Source organism: Streptomyces sp. NBC_00663, from assembly GCF_036226885.1.
GTDB lineage: Bacteria > Actinomycetota > Actinomycetes > Streptomycetales > Streptomycetaceae > Streptomyces.
Genome location: NZ_CP109027.1, coordinates 9101531 through 9122302, shown reverse-complemented (window position 1 = coordinate 9122302; position 20772 = coordinate 9101531). Strand labels below are relative to the sequence as shown.

At 71.7% G+C, this 20772-nt stretch carries 17 protein-coding genes; 11 read left to right on the top strand and 6 right to left on the bottom strand.

Features of this window, described 5'->3' with window-relative positions; genetic code table 11:
* The first annotated feature begins 433 nt into the window (after positions 1-433).
* Both OG866_RS41510 and OG866_RS41505 read left to right on the top strand, forming a co-directional pair.
* On the top strand, positions 434-1366 hold the full coding sequence (locus OG866_RS41510; RefSeq protein WP_329342901.1) for a sigma factor-like helix-turn-helix DNA-binding protein: 933 nt from the start codon (positions 434-436) through the stop codon (positions 1364-1366).
* 195 nt (positions 1367-1561) lie between these two features.
* Positions 1562-3859: an ATP-binding protein gene (locus OG866_RS41505; protein WP_329342899.1), complete on the top strand. Its 2298-nt coding sequence runs from the start codon at positions 1562-1564 to the stop codon at positions 3857-3859.
* Positions 3860-3919: 60 nt separating this feature from the next.
* On the opposite strand, the gene OG866_RS41500 is transcribed toward OG866_RS41505, so the two are convergent.
* Positions 3920-5872 carry an ATP-binding protein gene (locus OG866_RS41500; RefSeq protein WP_329342897.1) on the bottom strand — a complete coding sequence of 651 codons (1953 nt, stop codon included), beginning with the start codon at positions 5870-5872 and terminating at the stop codon, positions 3920-3922.
* A 663-nt stretch (positions 5873-6535) separates the two neighbouring features.
* On the opposite strand from OG866_RS41500, the gene mscL reads away from it, so the two are divergent.
* From mscL to OG866_RS41485, 3 genes are all read left to right on the top strand, one after another.
* Positions 6536-6982 carry a large conductance mechanosensitive channel protein MscL gene (gene mscL / locus OG866_RS41495; protein WP_329342895.1) on the top strand — a complete coding sequence of 149 codons (447 nt, stop codon included), beginning with the start codon at positions 6536-6538 and terminating at the stop codon, positions 6980-6982.
* Positions 6983-7167: 185 nt separating this feature from the next.
* Positions 7168-7944, top strand: a complete 777-nt coding sequence (locus OG866_RS41490; protein WP_329342894.1) for an esterase/lipase family protein — start codon at positions 7168-7170, stop codon at positions 7942-7944.
* 316 nt (positions 7945-8260) lie between these two features.
* Entirely contained in the window at positions 8261-9583 is a 1323-nt protein-coding gene (locus OG866_RS41485; RefSeq protein WP_329342892.1) for a lipase family protein, read from the top strand.
* Positions 9584-9606: 23 nt separating this feature from the next.
* On the opposite strand, the gene OG866_RS41480 is transcribed toward OG866_RS41485, so the two are convergent.
* The gene (locus OG866_RS41480) at positions 9607-10536 is read right to left on the bottom strand and encodes an ornithine cyclodeaminase family protein (RefSeq protein WP_329342890.1); all 930 of its coding nucleotides are present in this window, start codon (positions 10534-10536) and stop codon (positions 9607-9609) included.
* Positions 10533-11294, bottom strand: coding sequence for an IclR family transcriptional regulator (locus OG866_RS41475; protein WP_329342888.1), 762 nt, complete (start codon positions 11292-11294; stop codon positions 10533-10535). The genes OG866_RS41480 and OG866_RS41475 overlap by 4 nt, the downstream gene beginning before the upstream one ends.
* Before the next feature lie 131 nt (positions 11295-11425).
* Between OG866_RS41475 and OG866_RS41470 the strand changes: the two genes are divergently transcribed.
* Together OG866_RS41470 and OG866_RS41465 are read left to right on the top strand one after the other, a co-directional pair.
* Positions 11426-12754: an amidohydrolase family protein gene (locus tag OG866_RS41470; protein WP_329342886.1), complete on the top strand. Its 1329-nt coding sequence runs from the start codon at positions 11426-11428 to the stop codon at positions 12752-12754.
* The gene (locus tag OG866_RS41465) at positions 12751-13818 is read left to right on the top strand and encodes a dipeptidase (RefSeq protein WP_329342885.1); all 1068 of its coding nucleotides are present in this window, start codon (positions 12751-12753) and stop codon (positions 13816-13818) included. The genes OG866_RS41470 and OG866_RS41465 overlap by 4 nt, the downstream gene beginning before the upstream one ends.
* A gap of 17 nt (positions 13819-13835) precedes the next feature.
* Here the strand turns inward: OG866_RS41465 and OG866_RS41460 are convergent, their stop codons facing one another.
* Together OG866_RS41460 and OG866_RS41455 are read right to left on the bottom strand one after the other, a co-directional pair.
* Positions 13836-15356, bottom strand: a complete 1521-nt coding sequence (locus tag OG866_RS41460) for a helix-turn-helix transcriptional regulator (protein WP_329342883.1) — start codon at positions 15354-15356, stop codon at positions 13836-13838.
* Between the two features lie 82 nt (positions 15357-15438).
* Entirely contained in the window at positions 15439-16098 is a 660-nt protein-coding gene (locus OG866_RS41455; protein ID WP_329342882.1) for a hypothetical protein, read from the bottom strand.
* Positions 16099-17133: 1035 nt separating this feature from the next.
* Here OG866_RS41455 and OG866_RS41450 point away from each other — a divergent pair.
* The 4 genes from OG866_RS41450 to OG866_RS41435 all read left to right on the top strand — a co-directional run bounded on the left by OG866_RS41450 (position 17134) and on the right by OG866_RS41435 (position 20171).
* Positions 17134-18786: a SulP family inorganic anion transporter gene (locus tag OG866_RS41450; protein ID WP_329344533.1), complete on the top strand. Its 1653-nt coding sequence runs from the start codon at positions 17134-17136 to the stop codon at positions 18784-18786.
* A complete protein-coding gene (locus OG866_RS41445; RefSeq protein WP_329342880.1) occupies positions 18783-19190 on the top strand; it encodes a pyridoxamine 5'-phosphate oxidase family protein in 408 nt (135 codons plus the stop codon). Before OG866_RS41450 ends, OG866_RS41445 begins: the two co-directional genes overlap by 4 nt.
* Positions 19191-19193: 3 nt before the next feature.
* Entirely contained in the window at positions 19194-19619 is a 426-nt protein-coding gene (locus OG866_RS41440; protein ID WP_329342878.1) for an ATP-binding protein, read from the top strand.
* 201 nt (positions 19620-19820) lie between these two features.
* Positions 19821-20171, top strand: a complete 351-nt coding sequence (locus OG866_RS41435) for an ArsR/SmtB family transcription factor (RefSeq protein WP_329342876.1) — start codon at positions 19821-19823, stop codon at positions 20169-20171.
* A 204-nt stretch (positions 20172-20375) separates the two neighbouring features.
* Here the strand turns inward: OG866_RS41435 and OG866_RS41430 are convergent, their stop codons facing one another.
* A complete protein-coding gene (locus OG866_RS41430; RefSeq protein ID WP_329342874.1) occupies positions 20376-20579 on the bottom strand; it encodes a hypothetical protein in 204 nt (67 codons plus the stop codon).
* Between the last annotated feature and the right edge of the window lie 193 nt (positions 20580-20772).

The window sequence follows — 20772 nt, the reverse complement described above, 5'->3', positions numbered from 1 at the left end:
CGCCGCGAGAGCGGTTCTCCACGCAACCGGCGGCAGCGACTCGGCTGTTGCCGGTTCTTCGTATCGAGAATGCCCTGAGGCGTCCGCCAGCGACATACGTACAGCCGCAAGATACGTATCCACAGTTCGCCCGCCCGCTCTCCCTGACCCGTCCGATCTCCCGGTCTCCCGCTCTCCCACACGCCGTTCCCGGACCTTCGCGAACGGCCATCGGTATGCCCAGACCGCGATACGCATACGTGGGCGGCCTGTTTGCACGGGAGTTCTAAGGCTCGGCCCAGGGTGTGATCCGCAGGCCCAGCGCGCGACCTGGCGCACGACGAGCCCGTTGGGCAGCCGTGACGCACGGGGAGTGGGAGAACGGGACGCGATGCGTCGGCACCGAGGAGCGGCCCCTCCTCTCAACGACTCATGGCGAAAAGGAAATCCCCGCATGTACGGCATCCCGCCCGGTTCCGTGGACGTGCGCGTCACTACGGCGCACAGGTCGCGCCGGGTGATCCTGCACGCGCTGGACGTGTCCGGCGTGTCCCCCGCGGTGGGAGGGCGGTCCGAGGGCGAGCACGCCTCGGCCGTGGTTGCGGCGGTGACCGCGCAGGCCGCTTTCGACGCACTGTACGTATACGCCGCTCCGTCACTGGTGCAGCAGACGTACCTGCTGACCGGGCGCCGCCGACTGGCCTTCGAGTCCACCGAGTTCGCCTTCCACCAGGCCTGGGAGCACTGGCCGGAAGTGGCGTGCGACGCCGACCCGGTGGGGTGGGTTCGGGAGCGCGCGCACGAGTACGCGCTCGCCCCTTGGCACCGCTTGCGGTGGCTCGTCGCCCGCCCTGACCCGTTGCCCGGCGATGCCGTGTGGCAGGCACTGCTGGCGCTGCCGCCCCGGCATCGCCGCACCGTCGTGCTCTGCGACGGGCTGGGCCTGAGCGTCGGTGAGGCCGCCGCGGAGATGCAGGCCAGCACCCCGGCCACCCGGAACAGGCTGGCGCACGCCCGTGCCGCCCTGCACGACCGGCTCGGGGACGAGAGCTCGAACGCCCCTCAGGCGTGGATCCGGCGACGTCTTGACCAGGCGCACGCCGCGACACTGGCCCAGCCGTGGTCCGTACGCGCCGGCAGTGAGCGACGTACGCGCGCACTCACCCGCACCGTCGCCCTGGCGACCGCCGCCCTTGTCGCCTTGATCGCCTTCACTCTCGCCACCACCCCGGGGCACTACGAACCCGTCGAGCGCCCCAGCACCGCCGACGGCCGGGCGGAGCCCGACAACAGGGGCGCGCACGAGCACGAATGCGCCCGGGAAGCGTCGTCGCGCTCCCGTCACCTCACTCCCGCAGGGTGCGTCGAGCAGACGGCTGGGCAGTGATGGGCGCTGTGGAGAGAATCGATTCTGCCGAGCCCGCCTCCGCGGAGAGCATCGAGCGGCGCCCGAAGGTGACGACCGCTGATCCGTATACGCAGTAAGTGCGGGGCCGGGCGATGACCTTGGCCCGCGTCCGCCGCTGTCCGCGGCCTGACCATCCGACACACCGTGTCACAGAGCGTGAATGTGGGGCTATTGGTGGGGTTCTTATCCTCCTGGCGTCGACCCGGCCATCTGCCGGCGGAGTTGACGAGCTTCGTCGGACGGGACGACGAACTGGCCCAACTGGCCCAGCTGTTCAGACGAGCACGACTGGTGACACTGGTCGGCCCCGGGGGCGTCGGCAAGACCCGGCTCGCCCTGCGTGCCGCGGCCCAGGCGGCGCCGACCCTCGCCGACGGGATTCGGCTGGCCGAGCTGTCCGGGCTGCGGGGGCCCGAACGACTCCCCGAGGTCGTCGCCGATGCCCTCGAACTGCCGGACCGGCGTGGCCCGTCCGGCTTCGAGGCGGTCGTGAACTACGTCGCCGAACGCGAACTGCTGCTCGTACTGGACACCTGCGAGCACATGGTCGACACCTGTGCGCTGCTGGTCGGCGTCCTGCTGGCGCAGGCTCCCGGGCTGAGAATCCTCACGACCAGCCGGCAGCCCCTCGGCATCCCCGCCGAGCACGTCGTGCCCGTGAGGCCGCTCGGCCTGGCGGAGGAAGAAGCCGGCGAGGCGCTGCAACTGTTCGAGCAGCGGGCGGCGTCCGCCGTTCCCAGCCTGTCCTTCACCGCGGAGGAGCGCAGGCTCGCCGCGACTCTCTGCCGCCGCCTGGACGGCATTCCGCTGGCGATCGAACTGGCCGCCGTACGACTGCGCGCACTGCCCCTCGGCGTGCTGGCCGCGCGTCTCACCGAGAGCTTCACCGTGCTGAACGCCGGCCGCTCACCGGCCTTGCCACGGCATCAGAACATAGCGGCGACGATCGGCTGGAGTCATCAGCTCTGCTCCCCCGACGAGCGGCTGCTGTGGGCCCGGTTGTCGGTTTTCGGCGGCGACTTCGATCTCCCGGCGGTGGACGCGGTCTGCACCGACGCCCAGCTGCCCGCGGGATCGGTCGTGGACTCACTGGTCGGACTGGTCGACAAGTCGGTGCTCCTCAGGCAAGGGGACCGCTACCGCTTCCTCGACGTCATCCGTGACTTCGGCAGCCGACGCCTCGACGAGACGGGCGAGACGGCCGCCCTGCGGCGCCGACTGATCGCCTACTTCCACGCGCGGCTGCGGGAGTTCGAGAAACGCTTCTTCACCTCCGAGCAAGTTCCCCTGCACAAGGCGCTGTTGGCCGAACACCGCAACCTCACCGCTGCCCTGGAGTACGCCGACGCGGACGGCACGCTGCTGCCGCTGGCCGCCGCCATGTGGCCGTACAGGCTGTGTGCCGGCCATCCGGCCGAGGCCCGGTACTGGATGGACCGCGCGCTCGACCAGCAGCCCGAAGTCTCCGAGGACCGCGTCAAGACCCTGGTGTGGGCCGCCACGTTCGCCGTGATCCAGGGCGACGCGGAAGCCGCTCACCGGCTCGCCGCCGTGCTTCAGGAGCAGGCCGCGCAACTCGACGACCCCAGGCTCCAGGGCCTGGCCCTGATGTGTCACGGCATGGCCTGGGCCGTCGCGGGCGATTCCCAGGAGGCAGTAACCCAACTGCGCCTGTCCCTGGACCGGCTCAGGAAGTACGGGACCGACCTGGACGTGGCGCTGGCGAACCTGCGGCTGGGCATCGTCCACACCCTCCACAACCGGCCGGAGGCGGCGATCGGTGCCTTCGAGGAAGTCCTCCGTCTCGTCGGGGAGGACAGCCTGGAGAGTTACGTCCAGGGTCACACCCACGGCTTCCTGGCCGTCGCCCATCTCCAGGCCGGCCGGCCCGCCGCCGCCGAACACGCCGCGCGCCGCGCCCTGGCGCTGCACGACCGCAGAGCGGACGTCCTCGGCGTCGCCCTCTCCCTCGACTTCCTCGTCTGGGCCGCGACCGACCTCGGCCGCCATCAGCGGGCCGCTCTCGTCCTCGGCGGCGCGGACGCACTCTTCCAACTCCTCGGCCGGGGACGGGCCTTGGAGAACGCGCGGCTGCTGCGCGTGCACGAGCGGGCCCTGTCGGATCTCGACCGGGCGATGGGCAGCCAGCTCCTGCACCAGGTACGCCGGACCGGCGCGTCCCTGCCGCACGAGCAGATCGTGGACTTCGCCCTGTCGGACGAGACCGCCCCGCCCGCCCGAGAGGAGGCCCCCGCGCCGGGCGGCCTGACCCGGCGTGAACGTGAGGTCGCCGCCCTGGTGGCCGGAGGGATGACGAACCGGGAGATCGCCGAACACCTCGTCATCTCGAAACGTACGGCCGACACCCATGTCGAGCACATCCTCGCGAAGCTGGGTGTCTCCTCCCGGACCCAGATCGCGCCGCTCGTCCCGACGACAGACCTCACGCGGGGACCGGAGGACGAGCGGTGAAGGCCTCGGTCCCTCGCTGCCGGGCGAGGGACCGAGGCCCTGAAACCGCGGTGGCTTCGGCTACGGCCGGTCCGTCCGCTTCGGCGGTGACGCCTGCCCTCGGGGCAGCGGCAGAAGGGAGCCACGACGCGGTCGGCCGGACTGCTCCCCCGCGTCTCTGATCAGCTCACGCAGGGCCGTGGTTCCGTCGGGGACGGGCAGTGTGGAATCCAGTGCCTCCAACGCGCGGCGGGCCCGTCGCGCCGCGCGCCCGGGGTAGCCGTTGTGGTGGTCGAGGAGGGCCTGGGCATGGCGGGCGAGCATGGTGGCCCAGGCGTCGGTGCGCACGCTCGGATGGGTCAGGGCACGGCGTGCGCTGTGCCGGGCGTCGTCCGGCGCGCTGCGGATCTGGGCCACGGCGAGGGCGGCCAGACTGACGGCGGGTGAGGGACCGCCCGGAGCGTCGGGCGGGATGGTGTCCGCGGCCTGCTGAAAGTGCGCGGCGGCCTCGTCGGGGTCGTGGTGCCGCAGGGCGAGCACCCCGTGGACGTAGGCGATGCGGCCGATGGTGGCGTCGTCGCCGGCGAGTACGGCTGCCCGCCAGGCGCGCGCGAGCAGCCGGCCGGCGCGCTCCGGATCGCTCTCCGCGCACATCCACGCGGCCAGCCACCAGCCCTCGCGGCGAGCGGAACTGTCGGCCGGAGGCAGGGACAGCAGGTCCAGCAACGCCTGGCGGCCCTCCTCGGCACGGCCGTACACCATCCACCAGAACCACAGGCTCACCATCGACTCCACAGCCCACTCCACATGCTCCCGCTGGGCGAGCGCGTGGCTGATCGCGGCCTGGAGGTCGGCGTACCGTTCCTGCGCGAGTTCGACGGCCTGCCGCTGGCAGCCCGTGCTCCAGAGGTTCTCGGCCACGGCCGCCGTCCGACGGCAGTGGATCAGGCGCCGCTCCGCCGCCACCGGGAACTCGTTGGCCTCGGTGAGCAGTTCGAAGCCGAAGTCGCGGGCCGCCCGCCGCATCCGGTAGCGCGGCATCCGTACCCCGGCGCCGGGCTCGTCCAGCCGCTCCAGTACGCCCGAGGACAGCAACCGGGCCACGCAGAAGGGAACCTGGTCCGGGGCCACGCCCCCACCGGCGCACACGAACGCGGCCGCCTCCTCGGTGAACGGGCCCAGCAGGACGCTGGCGCGCCGCCAGACGGCACGCTCCTTCTCCTCGCACAGCACATAGTCGGCCCGCACGGCCGCTCTCAGCGAACGGTGGCGTGGCACCGTCCGACCGCTTCCGGTCAGCCGGCACTGGTTGCCCAGCACCAGTTCGGGCAGATCGGCCAGTGAGCTGACGCTCAACTGCTGTGCGGCCAGTTCGATGGCGAGCGGCACTCCCTCCAGAACCGAGCACACCTGCTCGACGACCTCCAGGTCCGCCTGTCCGGGGCGGAAGTCCTCCATCACCGCGCGCGCTCGGTCCACGAACAACTCCGCCGCGGAGGAAGGGCGTTCGGTATCGCGGGGGGCACCGCAGTCCAACGGCGCCAGGCGGAAGACCCGTTCCTCCCCCACGCCCAGCGGGCGGCGGCACGTCACCAGAACACGCAGCGTCGGCAGGGCCATCAGCAGACGCTGCACCAGACCCACGCACTCCAGGTGCACCGGGTCGACATCGTCCAGGACCAACAGGGTCGTCAGAGGCGGCAGATCGGCGGCCACGTCGAAGACGTCGGCCGACCGTGACACCGGCGCCTCGCCCGCCAGTTCCGCGAGGACGCGGCGGCCCAGGCCTCCGGGCACGGCCGTCCCCTGTCCCTTCCAGCGCACGCAGACCACGCGCTGCCACGGACCGGTGCCCATGCCCGCTCGGCCCAGCCGGCTCTTGCCCACACCTGCCAAGCCGGTCACGCTGACCAGCCGGTGCCCGGCCATGAGCTCCCGCAGCCGCGCGAGATCCCTGTCCCGGCCGACCAACGGGCCGCCGTCCGCATCGCTGGAGTTGGTCGGGCCGGTCCGGCCGACGACAGATGTCCGCACTTTCACATCTCCCCGTAACGCTCTCGGCATGCAATGGAATACCGGCACGACAGCACGGGACCACCCAGAGAAGAACCGTCACTGCTGTCGCACCACGGCCACTCCAACGCGCCCTTGACACGCCGGGTAGCGCCGAAGAGCGCCGATTCACACCCCGCAATGAACGATCGAACACCCATGCTTTCCATCCCTCCCACGATGGGTGTGCGGTACTACGTACCGGGAGTCGGCGGGAATCCAAGCGGCTCCGTATACGGACTTCCCGTCACCTCGGCCGAACTTCGTCGAGATAGGTCCGGCACAGCTCCTCCGCGACCACGCAGCGCGAGGGCCAGCACTGCCGGCAGGCCTTCACATGTTCCACGTACGCCTCATAGCTGAGACGAGCTACCGCCGTGAGAGCTTCCAGCATGAATTCTCCTGACTCATCGGACACAGTGCACAAATCCTGCCCGGCTGTTCGGCCGGTCAAATCCGATGCCGCCAGGATCCGTATACGTACGGCTGGAGGAGTTTCTTTTCCCGTGGAGCGGATTTCGGTCTTTTCACTTGAACGAGTGAGGCGGTTGGACGGCGGAGAAGTGGAACGGCAGCATTACCGCCGTCGGCCGTCCGGCCGACAGGTCCATGGTGTCCCGGCACACCTCATATCAGGAGTATTCAGTGTTCAAGGGCTTTCGCTCGTTCCTGCTGCGCGGCAACGTGGTCGACCTGGCGGTCGGCATCGTCATCGGTGCCGCGTTCACCGCTGTCGTCACCGGTTTCGTCACCGCGTTCCTCACGCCGCTGATCGGAGTGGCGACCGGCGCGGTCGGTGACTTCAGCAAGCAGGAATTCACCGTCGCGGGAACCTCATTCCCCTACGGTGCCTTCCTGAACGCCCTGATCAGTTTTGTCCTGGTCGCCGCCGTGATCTATTTCGCCGTCGTGCTCCCCGTGGGCCGGCTCCAGGAGCGTTTCAATCCGGTCAAGGACGTGCCGGTCACCAAGGTCGACTGCCCGGACTGCCTGAGCACCGTGCCCGCGGCGGCCGTCAGGTGTGCCTACTGCACCGCCGACCTCGCCGGCCGCCCCGGCTTCCCCACGCAGGCGAAGGCGTCCGTCGGCTGACCCGTCCTCGCACCGCGCATGTGGCTTGCGCCGCGCCGAGGCTGAACTGTCCCGCCCCCACGGCTGGTGGGTCGGGACAGTCCTCTTTCCGCGGTCCGGCGACTGGTGATTCCGCCGATGTCCGCCGCGCCCCGCCCCACGACATTGGTCGGGTCAAACACCCGCACCCTCGTTGGGAGGGCTCCATGAGCCGTCGTTCAGCACGTCGACTTACCGGCGCCGTAGCGGCCGTGACCGCCGTGCTCGCCCTGTTCTCCTCGGCGACCTCGGCCGGCGCGGCCGACGCGGCCGACCGCACGAGCGGCACCGCCACCGCCACCGCCACCGGCGCCTCCAGCACCACCAGGTCGGCCGACGCCACCGGGACCCTGTCGACCAGCACACCGGTCGTCTTCGTGCACGGGTACACGGGCAGCGCGTCCAACTGGGTCACCGCCATGAGCGTCTTCCGGCTCAACGGCTGGTCCAGCTCGAACCTGTTCGCCTACGAGTACAACTCCTACGGCAACAACATCACCAACGCCCAGGGCCTGGCGACCTTCGTCAACAACGTCAAGTCGCAGACCGGCGCGAGCAAGGTCGCCCTCGTCAACCACTCCATGGGCGGCCTCGTCAGCCAGTACTACCTGAAGGTCCTCGGCGGCAACACCAGCGTCAGCCACCTCGCCTCGATCGCCGGCGCCAACCACGGGACCACGTACGCCAGCGCCTGTCTCGTCTACACGACCTGCCAGCAGATGTACCCGGGTTCCTCGTTCATCGGCCAGATCACCTCGGGCGACGAGACGCCGGGGAGCACGAAGTACGCCACCTGGTACTCGCCGTGCGACGGCGTCATCATCCCGTACACCAGCACCCGCCTGGACGGCGCCACCAACAACCCCGTGGCCTGTCAGACCCACATCGGCTTCCTCACCGACACCTCCGTGCTCGGTGACATCGCCGACTTCGTCGCCTCCTGACGAGGCGAAGGGTCACGGTCCGCCGGCGGCGCACCCCACGCGTGCCGCCGGCGGACCGGCGAACAGCCAGGGGCGCGCGGGCGACACACTGCGCGCCCCGACGCGGCCGTATATTACTGAACCGTAACCTCCTGGGAGCTACCCGTGGTAACCCGCTCGGCGCTACCGTCCTGACACTTCGTCTAAGAGCACCCGGGTGCGGCGACCGGAACAGCGGTGGGACGACCGCCTCCGCGCGCCCGCACCCGCCCGACCGGCCCGTCAAGCGCCCGAGCCGCACATGAAGCTCGGCCTCCCCCTGCTCCGGAGGTCCCTCATGCCCGCACCCGTACGCCTCGCCGCCGTGGCCGTCACGGCCGCCGCCTGCCTCGGCGCCTCGACCGTCCCGGCCCTGGCCGCCGACGGCGGGGCCGTGGTCTCCCGCGGCGTCACCATCCCCACCTTCTACGACCCGCCCGCGACACTGCCCGACGCCAACGGCGCACTCGTGCGCAGCGAACCGCTGCCGCTCGCGCTGAGCCTGCCCGGCGTCGACGGCCCGCTGCCCGGCACGGCCACCCGGCTGATGTACCGGTCCACGGACTCCAACGGCCTGCCCATGGCGGTGACGGGCGCCTACATCGAGCCTTCCGCGGCCTGGCGGGGCAGCGGCCCCCGGCCACTGGTCGCGCTGGCTCCCGGGACCATGGGACAGGGCGACCAGTGCGCCGCCTCCCTCGGCCTCGAACACCCCCTCCAGCTCAACGGGGAGACCGTTTCCGTCGGTTACGAGGACCTGGCGATCTACCGTCTGCTCGCCAGAGGCATCGCCGTCGTGGTCACCGACTACGCCGGGCTCGGCGCCACCGACCGGCTGCACACGTACGTCAACCGGGTGGACGAGGCCCATGCCGTCCTCGACGCCGTCCGGGCCGCCCGCGCGCTGCCCGGCACCTCGCTCACCACCGCCTCACGCGTGGCCCTGTTCGGCTACAGCCAGGGCGGCGGCGCCACCGCGGCGGCCGCCGAAGTCCGGTCCGCCTACGCCCCTGACGTGGTCCTCGCCGGGACCTATGCGGGCGCGCCGCCCGCCGACCTGACCGAGGTCACCAAGGCCATCGACGGCAGCGACCTCGCCGGCGCACTGGGCTGGTCCGTCAACGGGTTCCTCCAGTCCGACCCGACGCTGCGGCCGATCGCCGACGCCCACCTCAACGCGGCCGGCCGCGCGGCACTCGACGACCTGTCCACCATGTGCGTGGGGGACGCGCTGTTCGCGTACAACTCGGCGCACAGCACCGCCTGGACGACCGACGGCAGGACCATCAGCGACGTCATCGCCGCCGAGCCCGCCCTCCAGGCCTTCCTCGACGAACAGCGCATCGGCACGGCCCGCCCGAGCGGGCCGGTCCGGCTGGCGACGGGCACGAGCGACAATCTGGTGCCGCACGCGCAGGCGCGCCGACTCGGCGTCGACTGGTGCCGTCTGGGCGGGAACGTGACCTACAAGCCCGTGATCCTGCCGGACGTGGGCCGCTCCCTCATCAACCACTTCGCTCCCCTGCTCACCGACCAGGGCGACGCGATCTCCTGGCTGACCGACCGCCTCGACGGCAAGCCGGTGACATCGGCCTGTGGTCTGCTGCCGTTGCAGCCCTGACCGGCGCCGACGGGCCCGGCCACCTACCCGGTGCCCCGGCCCGTCACCGCGCTGTGCACGACGTACGCGGCCGCCACGTCCAGGGCCGCGTGCCCGGTGGACTTGAAGACGGTGAGCTGGTCGGGCGCCCGCCGGCCGGGGGCCGAGCCGTCGAGGACGGCGCCCAGGAGGGTGACGGTGCGGTCCGCCGGCAGGGCCTGGAGCTCGTGGGCGCCGGAGGGCGGCGGGGTGCCGGCCGCTCCCGGCCACTCGGCGAAGAGCGCCGCGTCCCGGACGGTGGCGGCGTCGAGTTCGTGTCCCTGGGAGGCGCCGACCGAGCTCACATGGGTGCCCGGTGCCAGCCACTCGCGCCGGACGACGGGGCGGGTGGTGCCGGTGCAGCAGTACACGGTCGCCGCCTGCCGTACGGCGTCCTCGATGCCGTCGGCCGCGCGGCCGGCGGGGTGCAGTGCGGCCGTCGCGCGAGCGGCCTCGCCATCGCGGCCCGCCACGGTGACGGGTTCGTCAGGCCGGAGCGCGGCCAGCAGGCCGACCTGGGCGCGCGCCTGGACTCCGGTGCCGACGACCACGACGGGGCCGGGGCGGGCCAGAACCTGGGCGCTGTGAGTGGCGGACGCGGCGGTGCGCCAGGCCGTGATGGGCTCGGCGTCCAGCACCGCCAGGGGCCGGCCGTCCTCGGCGTCGAAGAGGGCGACGATGCCGCGGTGGGTGCTGCGGCCGGGGTGCCCGGGATCGGCGAAGACCGTCACCAGTTTCGCGGCGAGGCCCTGTCCGGGAACGTATCCGGGCATGGCGCCCAGCAGCCCGTACGGCGTGAAGGCCGCCGTGCGCGCCGGCGCGGACGCCCGGTCCCGCGCCACGGCGACGAGCGCGTCCGCCACGGCCGCCATCAGGCGGTGCGGATCGAGGGCCGCGAGCGTGGCGGCCCCGTCGAGAACCAGAACTCCCGTCATGAGTCGGCCTCCGCGCCCGCCCGGGCGAGCAGCCCGCCCAGGGTGTCGACCGCCGAGGCGAGTGCCGCACGCACTCCTCGCAGATGCTCTTCGTCGAAATCAGCCGCGGGTCCGACGACGGTGAGCGCGCAGACGGGCGCTCCGGGGGCCGGTACGACGGCTCTGCTGACGGACGCGACGAACTGGTCGTTGCGCCCGTGCTCGACGGCGAATCCGGCGGCCTCGGCCCGCGCGATGTCGGCGAGCAGACCGGTGTCACCGTCGACGGGATGCCCTTGCGCCCGGGCGGCGTCCACGTAGGGGCCGCGCGCCTTGGGTGCGAGCGCGGCGACCAGGGCGAGCGGGCCGGCGAAGCGGTGGGCGGGCAGCCGGTCGCCGAGCAGGGTGCTGATCATCGCCAGGCGTTCCGGCCGGACCACGTCCACCACCCGCGAGCCGTCGCTCTCCAGCACCTGGAGGTTGACCATCAGGCCGGTGTGCGCGGCGAGCTTGTCCAGGACCGGACGGGCCAGCGAGGTCAGCGAGTTGTGGGCGGCCCGGGCCGACAGGAGCAGCACGGCAGTGCCGGGCAGATAGCGGTCGTCGGCGCGCAGCACCCAGCCGCGGCGCACCAGATCCACCAGGATCCGGTAGGCGGTGGCCCGATGCAGCCCGACCTCGTCGGCGAGGTCGGTGAGCCGGGGCGGCCGGGGCGCCCGGCCGACCGCCTCGATCAGGTCCAGCGCTTTGTCCACGGCCGTACGCGGCGCCTGTGCCATCAAAACCCTTCCGAACGCTGTGGGCGGAGCCTCGCGGCGGGGCGTGTCGCTCGCCGGGATCCAGAGGTAGGGTACCGCTTGTTTCGCATGACGAGAGACTTGTTACTTACAGTGCAACACGTAGAGGAGTGGTGAGCTTGACGACCGACAGGTCCGGGGCGGCGACGCCGTACGCACCGCCGCAGACGGGAGCGGTCGTCGTCTACCGGGGAGCCACCCTGTTCGACGGCACCGGCAGCCCGCCCCGCCCGGGAACGTCGATCGTGGTCGACGGCAGCGTGATCCGGGCCGTCGTGGACGACACCGACGCCGCCGCCTGTGTCGAGGGCGCCGAAGTCGTCGACCTCGCGGGCCGGTTCGTCACCCCGGGGCTCGTCGACTCGCACCAGCACCTCGCCACGCCGCCCGACCGTCCGGCCGCCGAAGCGGTCCTGCGCCGTCTCGTGCACAGCGGGGTCACCGCCGTACGGGACATGGCCGACGACCTGCGTCAGATCGGCGACCTCGCACGGGCCGCACGGGTCGGGGAGATCCCCGCTCCCGACATCCACTACGCGGCGCTCATGGCGGGCCCCGGCTTCTTCGAGGATCCCCGCACCCACCAGGTCACCCAGGGCGCGGTGCCCGGCGAGGTCCCCTGGATGCAGGCCGTCACCGCCGCGAGCGACCTGCCGCTGGCGGTGGCCATGGCCCGCGGTACGTCCGCGGCCGCCATCAAGGTGTACGCCGACCTGGAGGCGCCCCTCGTCGCCGCGATCACCGCGGAGGCGCACCGGCAGGGCATCCCGGTCTGGGCGCATGCCGCGGTGTTCCCCGCCACCCCCGGGGAGGTCGTCGCGGCCGGCGTGGACAGCGTCTCGCATGTGACGCTGCTCGCCCACGAGGCGGCGACGGCGCCGCTCACCTCGTACAAGGACAAGCCGCCCGTCGACCACGCGAGCCTGGTCACCGGCGAGGACGAGCGGCTCGAGAAGCTCTTCGCCCGGATGCGGGAGCAGGACGTCGTCCTGGACGCGACCGCCGGGCTGTACGCCTCCCGCGAGTTCGCGGGCGACGACGCGAAGGCGGCCGAACAGGCGGCCCGCAACACCGAGTTGGCGATCGCCCTGACGGCACAGGCCCACCGTGCCGGCGTGGACCTGGCCACCGGAACCGACTACGAGACGCCGCCGGAGGAGCCTTTCCCGGCGCTGTACGAGGAACTCGCCTTCCTGGTACGGCGGTGCGGCATCCCGGCAGCCGACGTGCTGCGCTCGGCGACCTTCGTGGGCGCCCGCAGCGCCGGCGTCGGGCATCTCACCGGCAGCGTCGAACCGGGCAAGCTGGCCGACCTCGCGGTCTTCGCGCGCGACCCGCTGGCCGACATCGACCACCTGCGCACCATCACCCTGACCGTCAAGCGGGGGCACCGCTTCCCGCGTGCCGCCTACACCGACGACCGCACCCGGGAGAACCGTTGACCGCCACGCCGCTGATCGTCAACGCGCTCGGCCAGCTCGACAACCCCAACGCCGCACGGTCCCTGGCCGCCGCGGGCGACCTCAACGCGAGCGGCGAGCAACTCACCGTCGACACACGGACGTTGGCGGAGGCGCGCGCATCCGGTCTGACCGCCGTCAACATCACCCTGGGCTATGTGATGGGCGATCTCCCGCCCTACGAGCACACCTTGCACGAGATCGACGTATGGGACCGTGTCGTCGCCGACCACCCCGACGACCTGCTCAAGGTCACCACCGTCGCCGACATCCACACCGCGCACCGCGACGGGCGGATCGGCGTCATCTACGGCTTCCAGAACGCGGAGGCCGTCGGGGACGACGCCGGCCGCGTCGCCGGGTTCGCCGAACTCGGTGTACGGGTGGTGCAGTTGACGTACAACCAGGCCAACCAGCTCGGCGGCGGCTCGATGGCACCCGCCAGTACGCCACTGACCGCCCTCGGGCACGAGGTGGTCGACGCCCTCAACGACCACCATCTGATGGTCGACCTCTCGCACAGCGGCGAGCGGACCTGCCTCGACGCCGCCGCGTACTCCCGCGTTCCGGTGTCGATCAACCACACCGGATGCCGGGCGCTGACCGATCTGCCGCGCAACAAGACGGACGAGGAACTGCGGCTGGTCGCCTCGCGGGGCGGGTTCGTCGGCATCTACTTCATGCCGTTCCTCAACGCCGGCGGCCACGCGCGCGCCGCTGACGTGGTCGAGCATCTCGTGCACGCCGTCGACGTCTGCGGCGAGGACCACGTCGGCATCGGCACCGACGGCCCGGTCACCGCCATCGACGACCTCGACGCCTACCGGGACCGTCTCGCGGAGCATGTGGCGCGCCGCCAGGAAGCGGGCGTGTCGGCGGCCGGTGAACGGGCGGACACCTTCCCCTTCGTCGTCGACCTGCGCGGCGTCGAGCAGTTCCGCGAGCTGATGCGCCTGCTGGAACAGCGCGGCTTCTCCTGCGACCGCATCGAGAAGATCATGGGCCGCAACTTCGTGGACTACGCGGAACGGGTGTGGCGAGCCTGAGCGGAGCCCGATCCGGGTCAGTGGTCGACGCTGGCCAGCAGATGGGCGAGCCCGGTGCGCGATCTGACCCCGAGCTGCGCGAACACATTGCGCAGGTGGTACTCGACGGTCCTGATGCTGATCGAGAGTTCGGCGGCGATCTCCTTGTTGGTCGCACCGCTCGCCACATCCCGGGCGATACGCACCTGTTGGGGTGTGAGCGAGGACAGCAACCCCGCCTCCCCGGCGCCGGACACCTCACCCGCCGCCCGCAGTTCGGCGTCGGCGCGCTTGCCCCACATCGCGGCACCGCAGCGCTCGAACCCCAGGAGGGCGTCGCGCAGTTGTGCGCGCGCCTCGATGGGGCGCCGCCGACGGCGTAGCCACATGCCGAAGGCCAGATGGGTGCGGGCGTGCTCGAAGGGGCCCGGCGCCTGTTCGTGGCGGGCGAGCGCGGCACGGTACAGCTCCTCGCTCCGCTCGGGCGGCGCGACGAGCGCACGGCACCGCGCCAGTTGAGCCGGAGCCTGTGGGTCGGCACCGAGTTCCGCCCATACGGCGAACAGCTCGATCATCTCCGTCGCGTCGACGGCACGATCGGACAGGACACAGGCCTCGACGAAGCAGGGCACGGCGAGGAACCAGAGCCCGAAGTGCCCCTGCCGGGCCCCGGGTTGCACCAGCGGAGCCAGCCGGGCGGCGGCCCGCTCCACCTTGCCCGACCCCAGTTCCGCCCGCGCCTGCGCCCACTCCGCGAGAAAGGCGGCCTGAGCCAGCCCGTGCGGCTGCGCGACGGCCATGACCTCCGCGGCCTGTTTCCGTACGGCCACCAGGTCGCCCGCGATCGACACGACGAGGGCGCGCACGGCCGACAGGTCGGCGACCACATTGCGCTGCCCCAACTGCCGTGCGAGCAGCAGCCCTTCCTCGGCATGGGCGCGGGCCTGATGGTGGCGGCCCTCGCGCAGTTCGGCGTAGGCGAGGTGCGCGAGGATGTCGGGCACGGCGGCCTGCACGCGCGCGGACCGTGCGGAGGCGAGAGCGAGGCTCAAGTACCGCCGTGCGGTGGGGAGTCGGCCGAGCAGCAGCGCCACGCTGCCGGCGTCGCGGAATTCATGGGCCTGCGCGCGCGGGGTGAGCCGGTGCAGCCGGGGTCCGAGCAGGGCCGCGGCGCGCCGGAAGTCCGCCTCCACCACCGCGCCCATCCCGATACAGCGGGCCCGCCAGTCGGCATCGGGGCACCCCTCCGCGCAGAGCGCCCGCCCGGATTCGGCTCCACAGAGCGAGCACGGCCCCGGCGTCAGGATCCGGCGGTAACTCTCACGATCACCGGCCGCCCATGCCGCGGAGGCCGCCGCGATCCACGCGCCGCGGGCCGAGGCCGGATCGGCCTGCCGCAGTCCGGCGGCAGCGCGGAGCAGAGCCGAACAGGCGTCTGCCACGGGGCCGTCGCGAAGCAGCGCGTAGCCGTCCGCGAGGGCGCGGCGGGAGGCGGGAGCGGTCGCGGGAGCAGGCGCAGGCGCGGAGGATGCGCCGTGGGACTCGTCGTTCGACTTCATCTGTCTCCGGGGTCACGTGAGGGGCCGTTGTTGAAAGAATGTCCAACAACGGCCCGGCCGTCGACAGTTGGCGCAGGAGGGCTCAGGTCCGCCGGTTCTCTGCTGGTTCTTCTGCTGGTTCTTCTGCTGGTTCTTCTGCTGGTTCTTCTGCTGGTTCTTCTGCTGGTTCTTCTGCTGGTTCTGCTTCTGCCGTAGAAGCCCGCTCCGTCGCTTCCACCGGTTTCGTGGGGAACAGCAGTGCCGTGGCGGCCCTGGAATGCAGGTCGTCCAGCGTCTTGATCTGCCGCTCGGCCCTGCGCAGCAGCTCCTCCAGTCGGTCGGCGTCCAGGCGTGCGTCCTGCGCCGAGGCGGCGAGCAGCCCCCGCCACAGGGCCGCCTTGCCCTGCGCCCCCAGCCGGAGGACTTCCAACTCGACCAGCACCGCGAGCCCGGAGCGGCGCACCAGCCGCCCGTTGGGCTTGACCCGTCCGGCCTTCTCACCGAGCCACGCTCCGTACACCTTGTAGCGCCGGACGGGAACGTCGAGGTCACCGAGGAGACGCACCAGCGCCTGCCGGTCCTGCGCGATCTCCTTGCGCAGGTTCTCCAACGCCTCGCCGAAGGCCGACTCCCGATGCTCCCGGGCCGCACGACGAGCAAGCTCGACACCGGCGGTCGCGCCGGCCAGATGATCGTTGAGATAAACGACCAGCCGTTTCTGCCGCCCGGGACCGTCCCGGGAGGTTCGCGCCGTCGTCTTCATCGTTCCCCTCCACGTGCAGGAGTCCTCTGACACCCTCCGAGTGCCCGCGCCGGGGCGGGCAACCACGCGGTTCGGAAGACCCAGAGCCGATGCCGCATCCGGGCCCGTCCGACGACGTTGTACGGGCGGTCGTCGTCTTGGCACTTCCACCGGGTTCCTTGATGGGGATCGCGGGGGGGCAGAGCCAATGCCGGACGCTGGACGTCCAAACAGGTGACGGGACCTGCGGTACAGCTCGTGAGAGTCAGTGGGCTCTCGATGACGAGCCCGGCATCTCCGGGCGTGCGGTCCTGGCCCTACTTGCAGAACTGGCCCACGAGGCTCAAGAGTGCGCCACTGAGGCGATGGCGGGACACATGCCCCAAGTGTGGGCAGCCCAATCAGACGGACTCCCGGGACCGGGAGCGTTGGTTGCACAGTTCTGATCGAAGCCGGGGCTGCCGAGCAGGCACCTTCGACCAAGAGAACGGCTGGAACGACGACACCTCGACGACCGAGTCTTTCGTTCGCTCAACGCCCTCGGGTGGTCCAGTTGGAAAGCAGCCGGCACTCGTCGCCGGCCCACCCGATACGCCGCTTTGGAGGTCGCGCCGGACCGGCTGGAATGGCTTCTCTTTCAACTGAACGGGCGCGTGGACGAGCTCTGACCCTGCGCACGTGCGTAACGGGCGGTCGGAGGCGCGACGTCGGCAGCGGGAGACTCACGCCTTCACCGCCGAGTGCAGGTCGGCACCCCGGGGTTACTTCAGGTGGAGGTCCAGGAATCGGCAGCCGTCCACCAGCTCGAACCCGGGGGTGCCCGTGTGATGTCGTCCACGGGCTCGCCGGCCCGCAGCGCCCTGCGGAGGTCTGCACGGGCCTGTTCGTCGGCGGCGGAGCGGGATCCCGCTCTTCACTTGATGCGTAATTGCAAAATTTCGCAATTGATTAGATGCTGTGCTCGCTGTGTCCGCAGGTAGGGGGAGGTAGGGGCGCGTGTCCGTATCGCTGTACCGGATCAAGGCGTTGCTGCCCGGCCGCGCCGACCTCGTCGAGATGCGGCGCGATCCACGGCGGGATCTGCTGGCCGGGCTGACCGTGGCGATCGTGGCGCTGCCGCTCGCCCTCGGTTTCGGGGTGTCCTCCGGTCTGGGCGCGGCGGCGGGGCTGGCGACCGCGGTGGTCGCGGGCGCGCTCGCGGCCGTCTTCGGCGGTTCGACCCTCCAGGTGTCGGGGCCGACCGGCGCCATGACGGTGGTGCTCGTACCCATCGTGAGTGCGTATGGTCCGACGGGCGTCCTCACCGTGGGGCTGATGGCCGGCGTGCTGCTCGTCGCGCTGGCCGCGCTGAGGGCCGGCCGTTACATGCGGTACGTGCCCGCCCCGGTCGTCGAGGGCTTCACGCTCGGGATCGCCTGTGTGATCGGCCTACAGCAGATCCCCAACGCGCTCGGCGTGCCCAAGCCCGAGGGCGACCGTGTGCTGGTGGTGGCCTGGCGGGCGGCCGAGGCGTTCGTGAGGAACCCGAACTGGACGGCGGTCGGATTCGCCGTCACGGTCGCGGTGGTCATGCTGGCCGGCACCCGCTGGCGGCCCAGCCTCCCCTTCTCCCTCCTCGCGGTCGTCGCCGCCACGGCCGTCGCCCAGCTCTTCGCTCTCGAAGCGGCCACCCCCATCGGCGACCTGCCCGCCGGCCTGCCCGCACCCTCCCTCGCCTTCCTGGATCCGGGCTCACTGAGCACCCTGTTCGCCCCGGCCGTGGCGGTCGCGGCGCTGGCCGCACTGGAGTCGCTGCTGTCCGCCTCGGTGGCCGACGGCATGACCGTGGGGCACCGCCACGATCCCGACCGCGAGCTGTTCGGCCAGGGCCTCGCCAACATCGCCGCCCCGCTGTTCGGCGGGGTCCCGGCGACCGGCGCCATCGCCCGCACCGCCGTCAACGTACGCACCGGCGCCGGCTCCCGCCTCGCCGCCCTCGCCCACGCCGCCGTCCTCGCCGCGATCGTCTTCGCGGCAGCGCCCCTCGTGTCGAGGATCCCCCTCGCCGCGCTCGCCGGCGTCCTGCTGGCCACCGCGATCCGCATGGTCGAGACCGGCTCCCTCAGGGCGATGGCGAAGGCCACCCGCTCCGACGCGCTGATCCTCGTCCTGACCGCCGTGGCGACGCTGGCGCTCGATCTCGTGTACGCCGTGATCATCGGCCTGGCCGTCGCGGGCGTCCTCGCCCTGCGTGCCGTGGCCAAGCAGGCCCGCTTCGACCAGGTGCCGCTGGACCAGGGCGACCACAGTGCCGAGGAGCACGCCCTGCTGGCGGAGCACATCGTGGCGTACCGCATCGACGGCCCGCTGTTCTTCGCCGCCGCCCATCGCTTCCTGCTGGAGCTCACCGACGTGGCCGACGTCCGGGTCGTCATCCTGCGCATGTCCCGGATCTCGACCATGGACGCCACCGGAGCCCTGCTCCTCAAGGACGCGGTGGACAAACTGCGGCGGCGCGGCATCCTCGTCCTGGCCTCCGCCATCCGCCCCGGCCAGCGCCAAGTACTTGACTCCGTAGGCGCGTTGGAGCTGCTGCGGCACGAAGGCCGGGAGTACGCCACCACGCCCGAGGCGATCCGCGCCGCCCGCGACCACCTCCACACCGCCGGCCTCCTGCCCGCCCTCCCCTCGCCCCCACCCCCGACCGCCGGCCAGGAGGCCGCCCGATGAACACCCCTCCCGTCCAGCCGCGCACGGTCGAGGTCTCCGGCCCCGAGGCCCGGTGGCTGCTGGAAGGCAGCGGCCTGGGCCGACTGGTGTACACACAGCGGGAGTTGACCACCGTACGACCCGCCCGGCATGTGTGGGAGTACGGCCGAGTGGTCATCCGCACACCGGCCACGGCCACGGCGGTGGCCGCCGCGGCGACCTATCACGTGGACGAGATCCGCGCCGTGCACGGCACTGGCTGGACCGTCACCGTCACCGGGCCGGCCGAGGTGATCACCGACCCCGACGAGGCCGCCCACCACCACCGGACCCTGCCCGGCTGGACGCACGGCCCGCACGACACCCTCCTGCGCCTGCGCCCCAGGACGGTCACCGGCCACCGCCTCGTCCGCGGGGAGGTGTAAGAGGTGTCCACGCAGTGGGAAACGCTGCCGTACCGGCATGTGCTCACCCTGCCGACCGAACCGTCCGCCGTACGGACCGTCCGGGAGACGGCCGAGCAGGTACTGGTCGAGTGGGGCATAGGGCTGCGCCACCGCGCCGTCGACCCCGCGCTGCTGATCCTCGCCGAGCTGGTCACCAACAGCGTCCGCCATGCCGCGGCCCTCTCCCCCACGGTGACCGTGATCTACGCCGCGGGCCCGGACTGTCTGGCCTTCGCGGTCCATGACCGCCACCCCTACCAGCCGTCGCTGTACGCGCCGCCCGCCGGAACCGGAGGCGGCGGTCTCGGCACCGTGATGGAGCTGGTCCTCGGCCTCGGTGGCACCGTGGTGGTGCGCGCGGACGCCGACAGCCAGGGCAAGAGCGTCTGGATCACCCTCCCCCTGTGACGGCCTCCCACGAGACATGTCAAGTTGCTAATCTTGGCAATTCACGAGTTCATCACCTTGGGCTCGACTCCCGGGAGCGGGTTCGGTGCCGCCGTTCGCGCACGCGAGGATGGGTCACATGTTCTTGACGAGTGGATGGACGCGAGGGGACGAGGTCCGGCCGACAGGGCCGTGCTCCCGCGGCGGGGAGGCGACGGCAGAGTGAGTACGCCGCTTTACCAACTGAAGGCCGAGTTCTTCAAGACGCTGGGTCACCCGGCCCGCATCCGGGTCCTGGAACTGCTGAGCGAGCGTGAGCACGCGGTGGCCGAGATGCTGCCCGAGGTGGGTATCGAACCCGCCCATCTCTCCCAGCAGTTGGCCGTGCTGCGGCGGGCCAACCTGGTCGTGACCCGCAAGGAGGGCTCGACCGTCTACTACTCGCTGACCAGCCCCCATGTCGCGGAGCTGCTCCGCGTGGCCCGCACCATCCTCTCCGGCGTCCTGACCGGCCAGGCCGAACTCCTGGCCGACCTCCAGGCGGCCCAGCAGGAGGTCAAGCCGCCGTCGTGACGAGGCGCACGGCAAGGGTGCGACCCACCTCGTCGCCGTGACGGTGACGCGGGTGGGCCGCAGGGGCGTGCGGTCCTCCCACGTCACCTTCCGCATGATCGTCCGGGCCCGCCGAGGTCCCCATGGGCCGTACGTGCCGAGGAGGGGGCCGAACGGCCCTGGCGGCGAGCGTCGTCATCTGGGCCGGTCGCCACGACAGGCCGGTCACGCCTCGTCGACGTCCGTCTCCACGTCGCCGATGCCGTCCACGTACAGACCGTGGCCGCGCGCCACACGCACCGCGTCGTCCACCTCGTCCTGGGCCACCGCCACGGCGTACGCGTCATCGGCCTCCCGCGCCGCCGCGAGGGCCGCGAGGGCCTGGCGCACCCGCTCCCGCAGCGCTTCGGCGAACACGGACCCGTCCATCCCGCCCCTCCCGCTGACGATTCCCGATGACCATGACCGCACCCGGCGCACCTGGTGAATCGAAGAACCCCTCAAGAGTAGGTGCGTGGGTGCGCGGTGGTCAGCGGGCGTGAGAGTCGTTTCCGACTCCGTTCGGCGGGGGTACGGCGACCGTTGATAGCGTCGGTATGTGCCGTGCCGCTCGGCGCGGTGT

Coding starts and splice junctions, on each gene's coding strand:
- OG866_RS41510 (WP_329342901.1), top strand. CDS start 434: ATGTACGGCATCCCGCCCGGTTCCGTGGACGTGCGCGTCACTACGGCG.
- OG866_RS41490 (WP_329342894.1), top strand. CDS start 7,168: ATGAGCCGTCGTTCAGCACGTCGACTTACCGGCGCCGTAGCGGCCGTG.
- OG866_RS41485 (WP_329342892.1), top strand. CDS start 8,261: ATGCCCGCACCCGTACGCCTCGCCGCCGTGGCCGTCACGGCCGCCGCC.
- OG866_RS41480 (WP_329342890.1), bottom strand. CDS start 10,536: ATGACGGGAGTTCTGGTTCTCGACGGGGCCGCCACGCTCGCGGCCCTC.
- OG866_RS41475 (WP_329342888.1), bottom strand. CDS start 11,294: ATGGCACAGGCGCCGCGTACGGCCGTGGACAAAGCGCTGGACCTGATC.
- OG866_RS41460 (WP_329342883.1), bottom strand. CDS start 15,356: ATGAAGTCGAACGACGAGTCCCACGGCGCATCCTCCGCGCCTGCGCCT.
- OG866_RS41455 (WP_329342882.1), bottom strand. CDS start 16,098: ATGAAGACGACGGCGCGAACCTCCCGGGACGGTCCCGGGCGGCAGAAA.
- OG866_RS41450 (WP_329344533.1), top strand. CDS start 17,134: ATGCGGCGCGATCCACGGCGGGATCTGCTGGCCGGGCTGACCGTGGCG.
- OG866_RS41445 (WP_329342880.1), top strand. CDS start 18,783: ATGAACACCCCTCCCGTCCAGCCGCGCACGGTCGAGGTCTCCGGCCCC.
- OG866_RS41430 (WP_329342874.1), bottom strand. CDS start 20,579: ATGGACGGGTCCGTGTTCGCCGAAGCGCTGCGGGAGCGGGTGCGCCAG.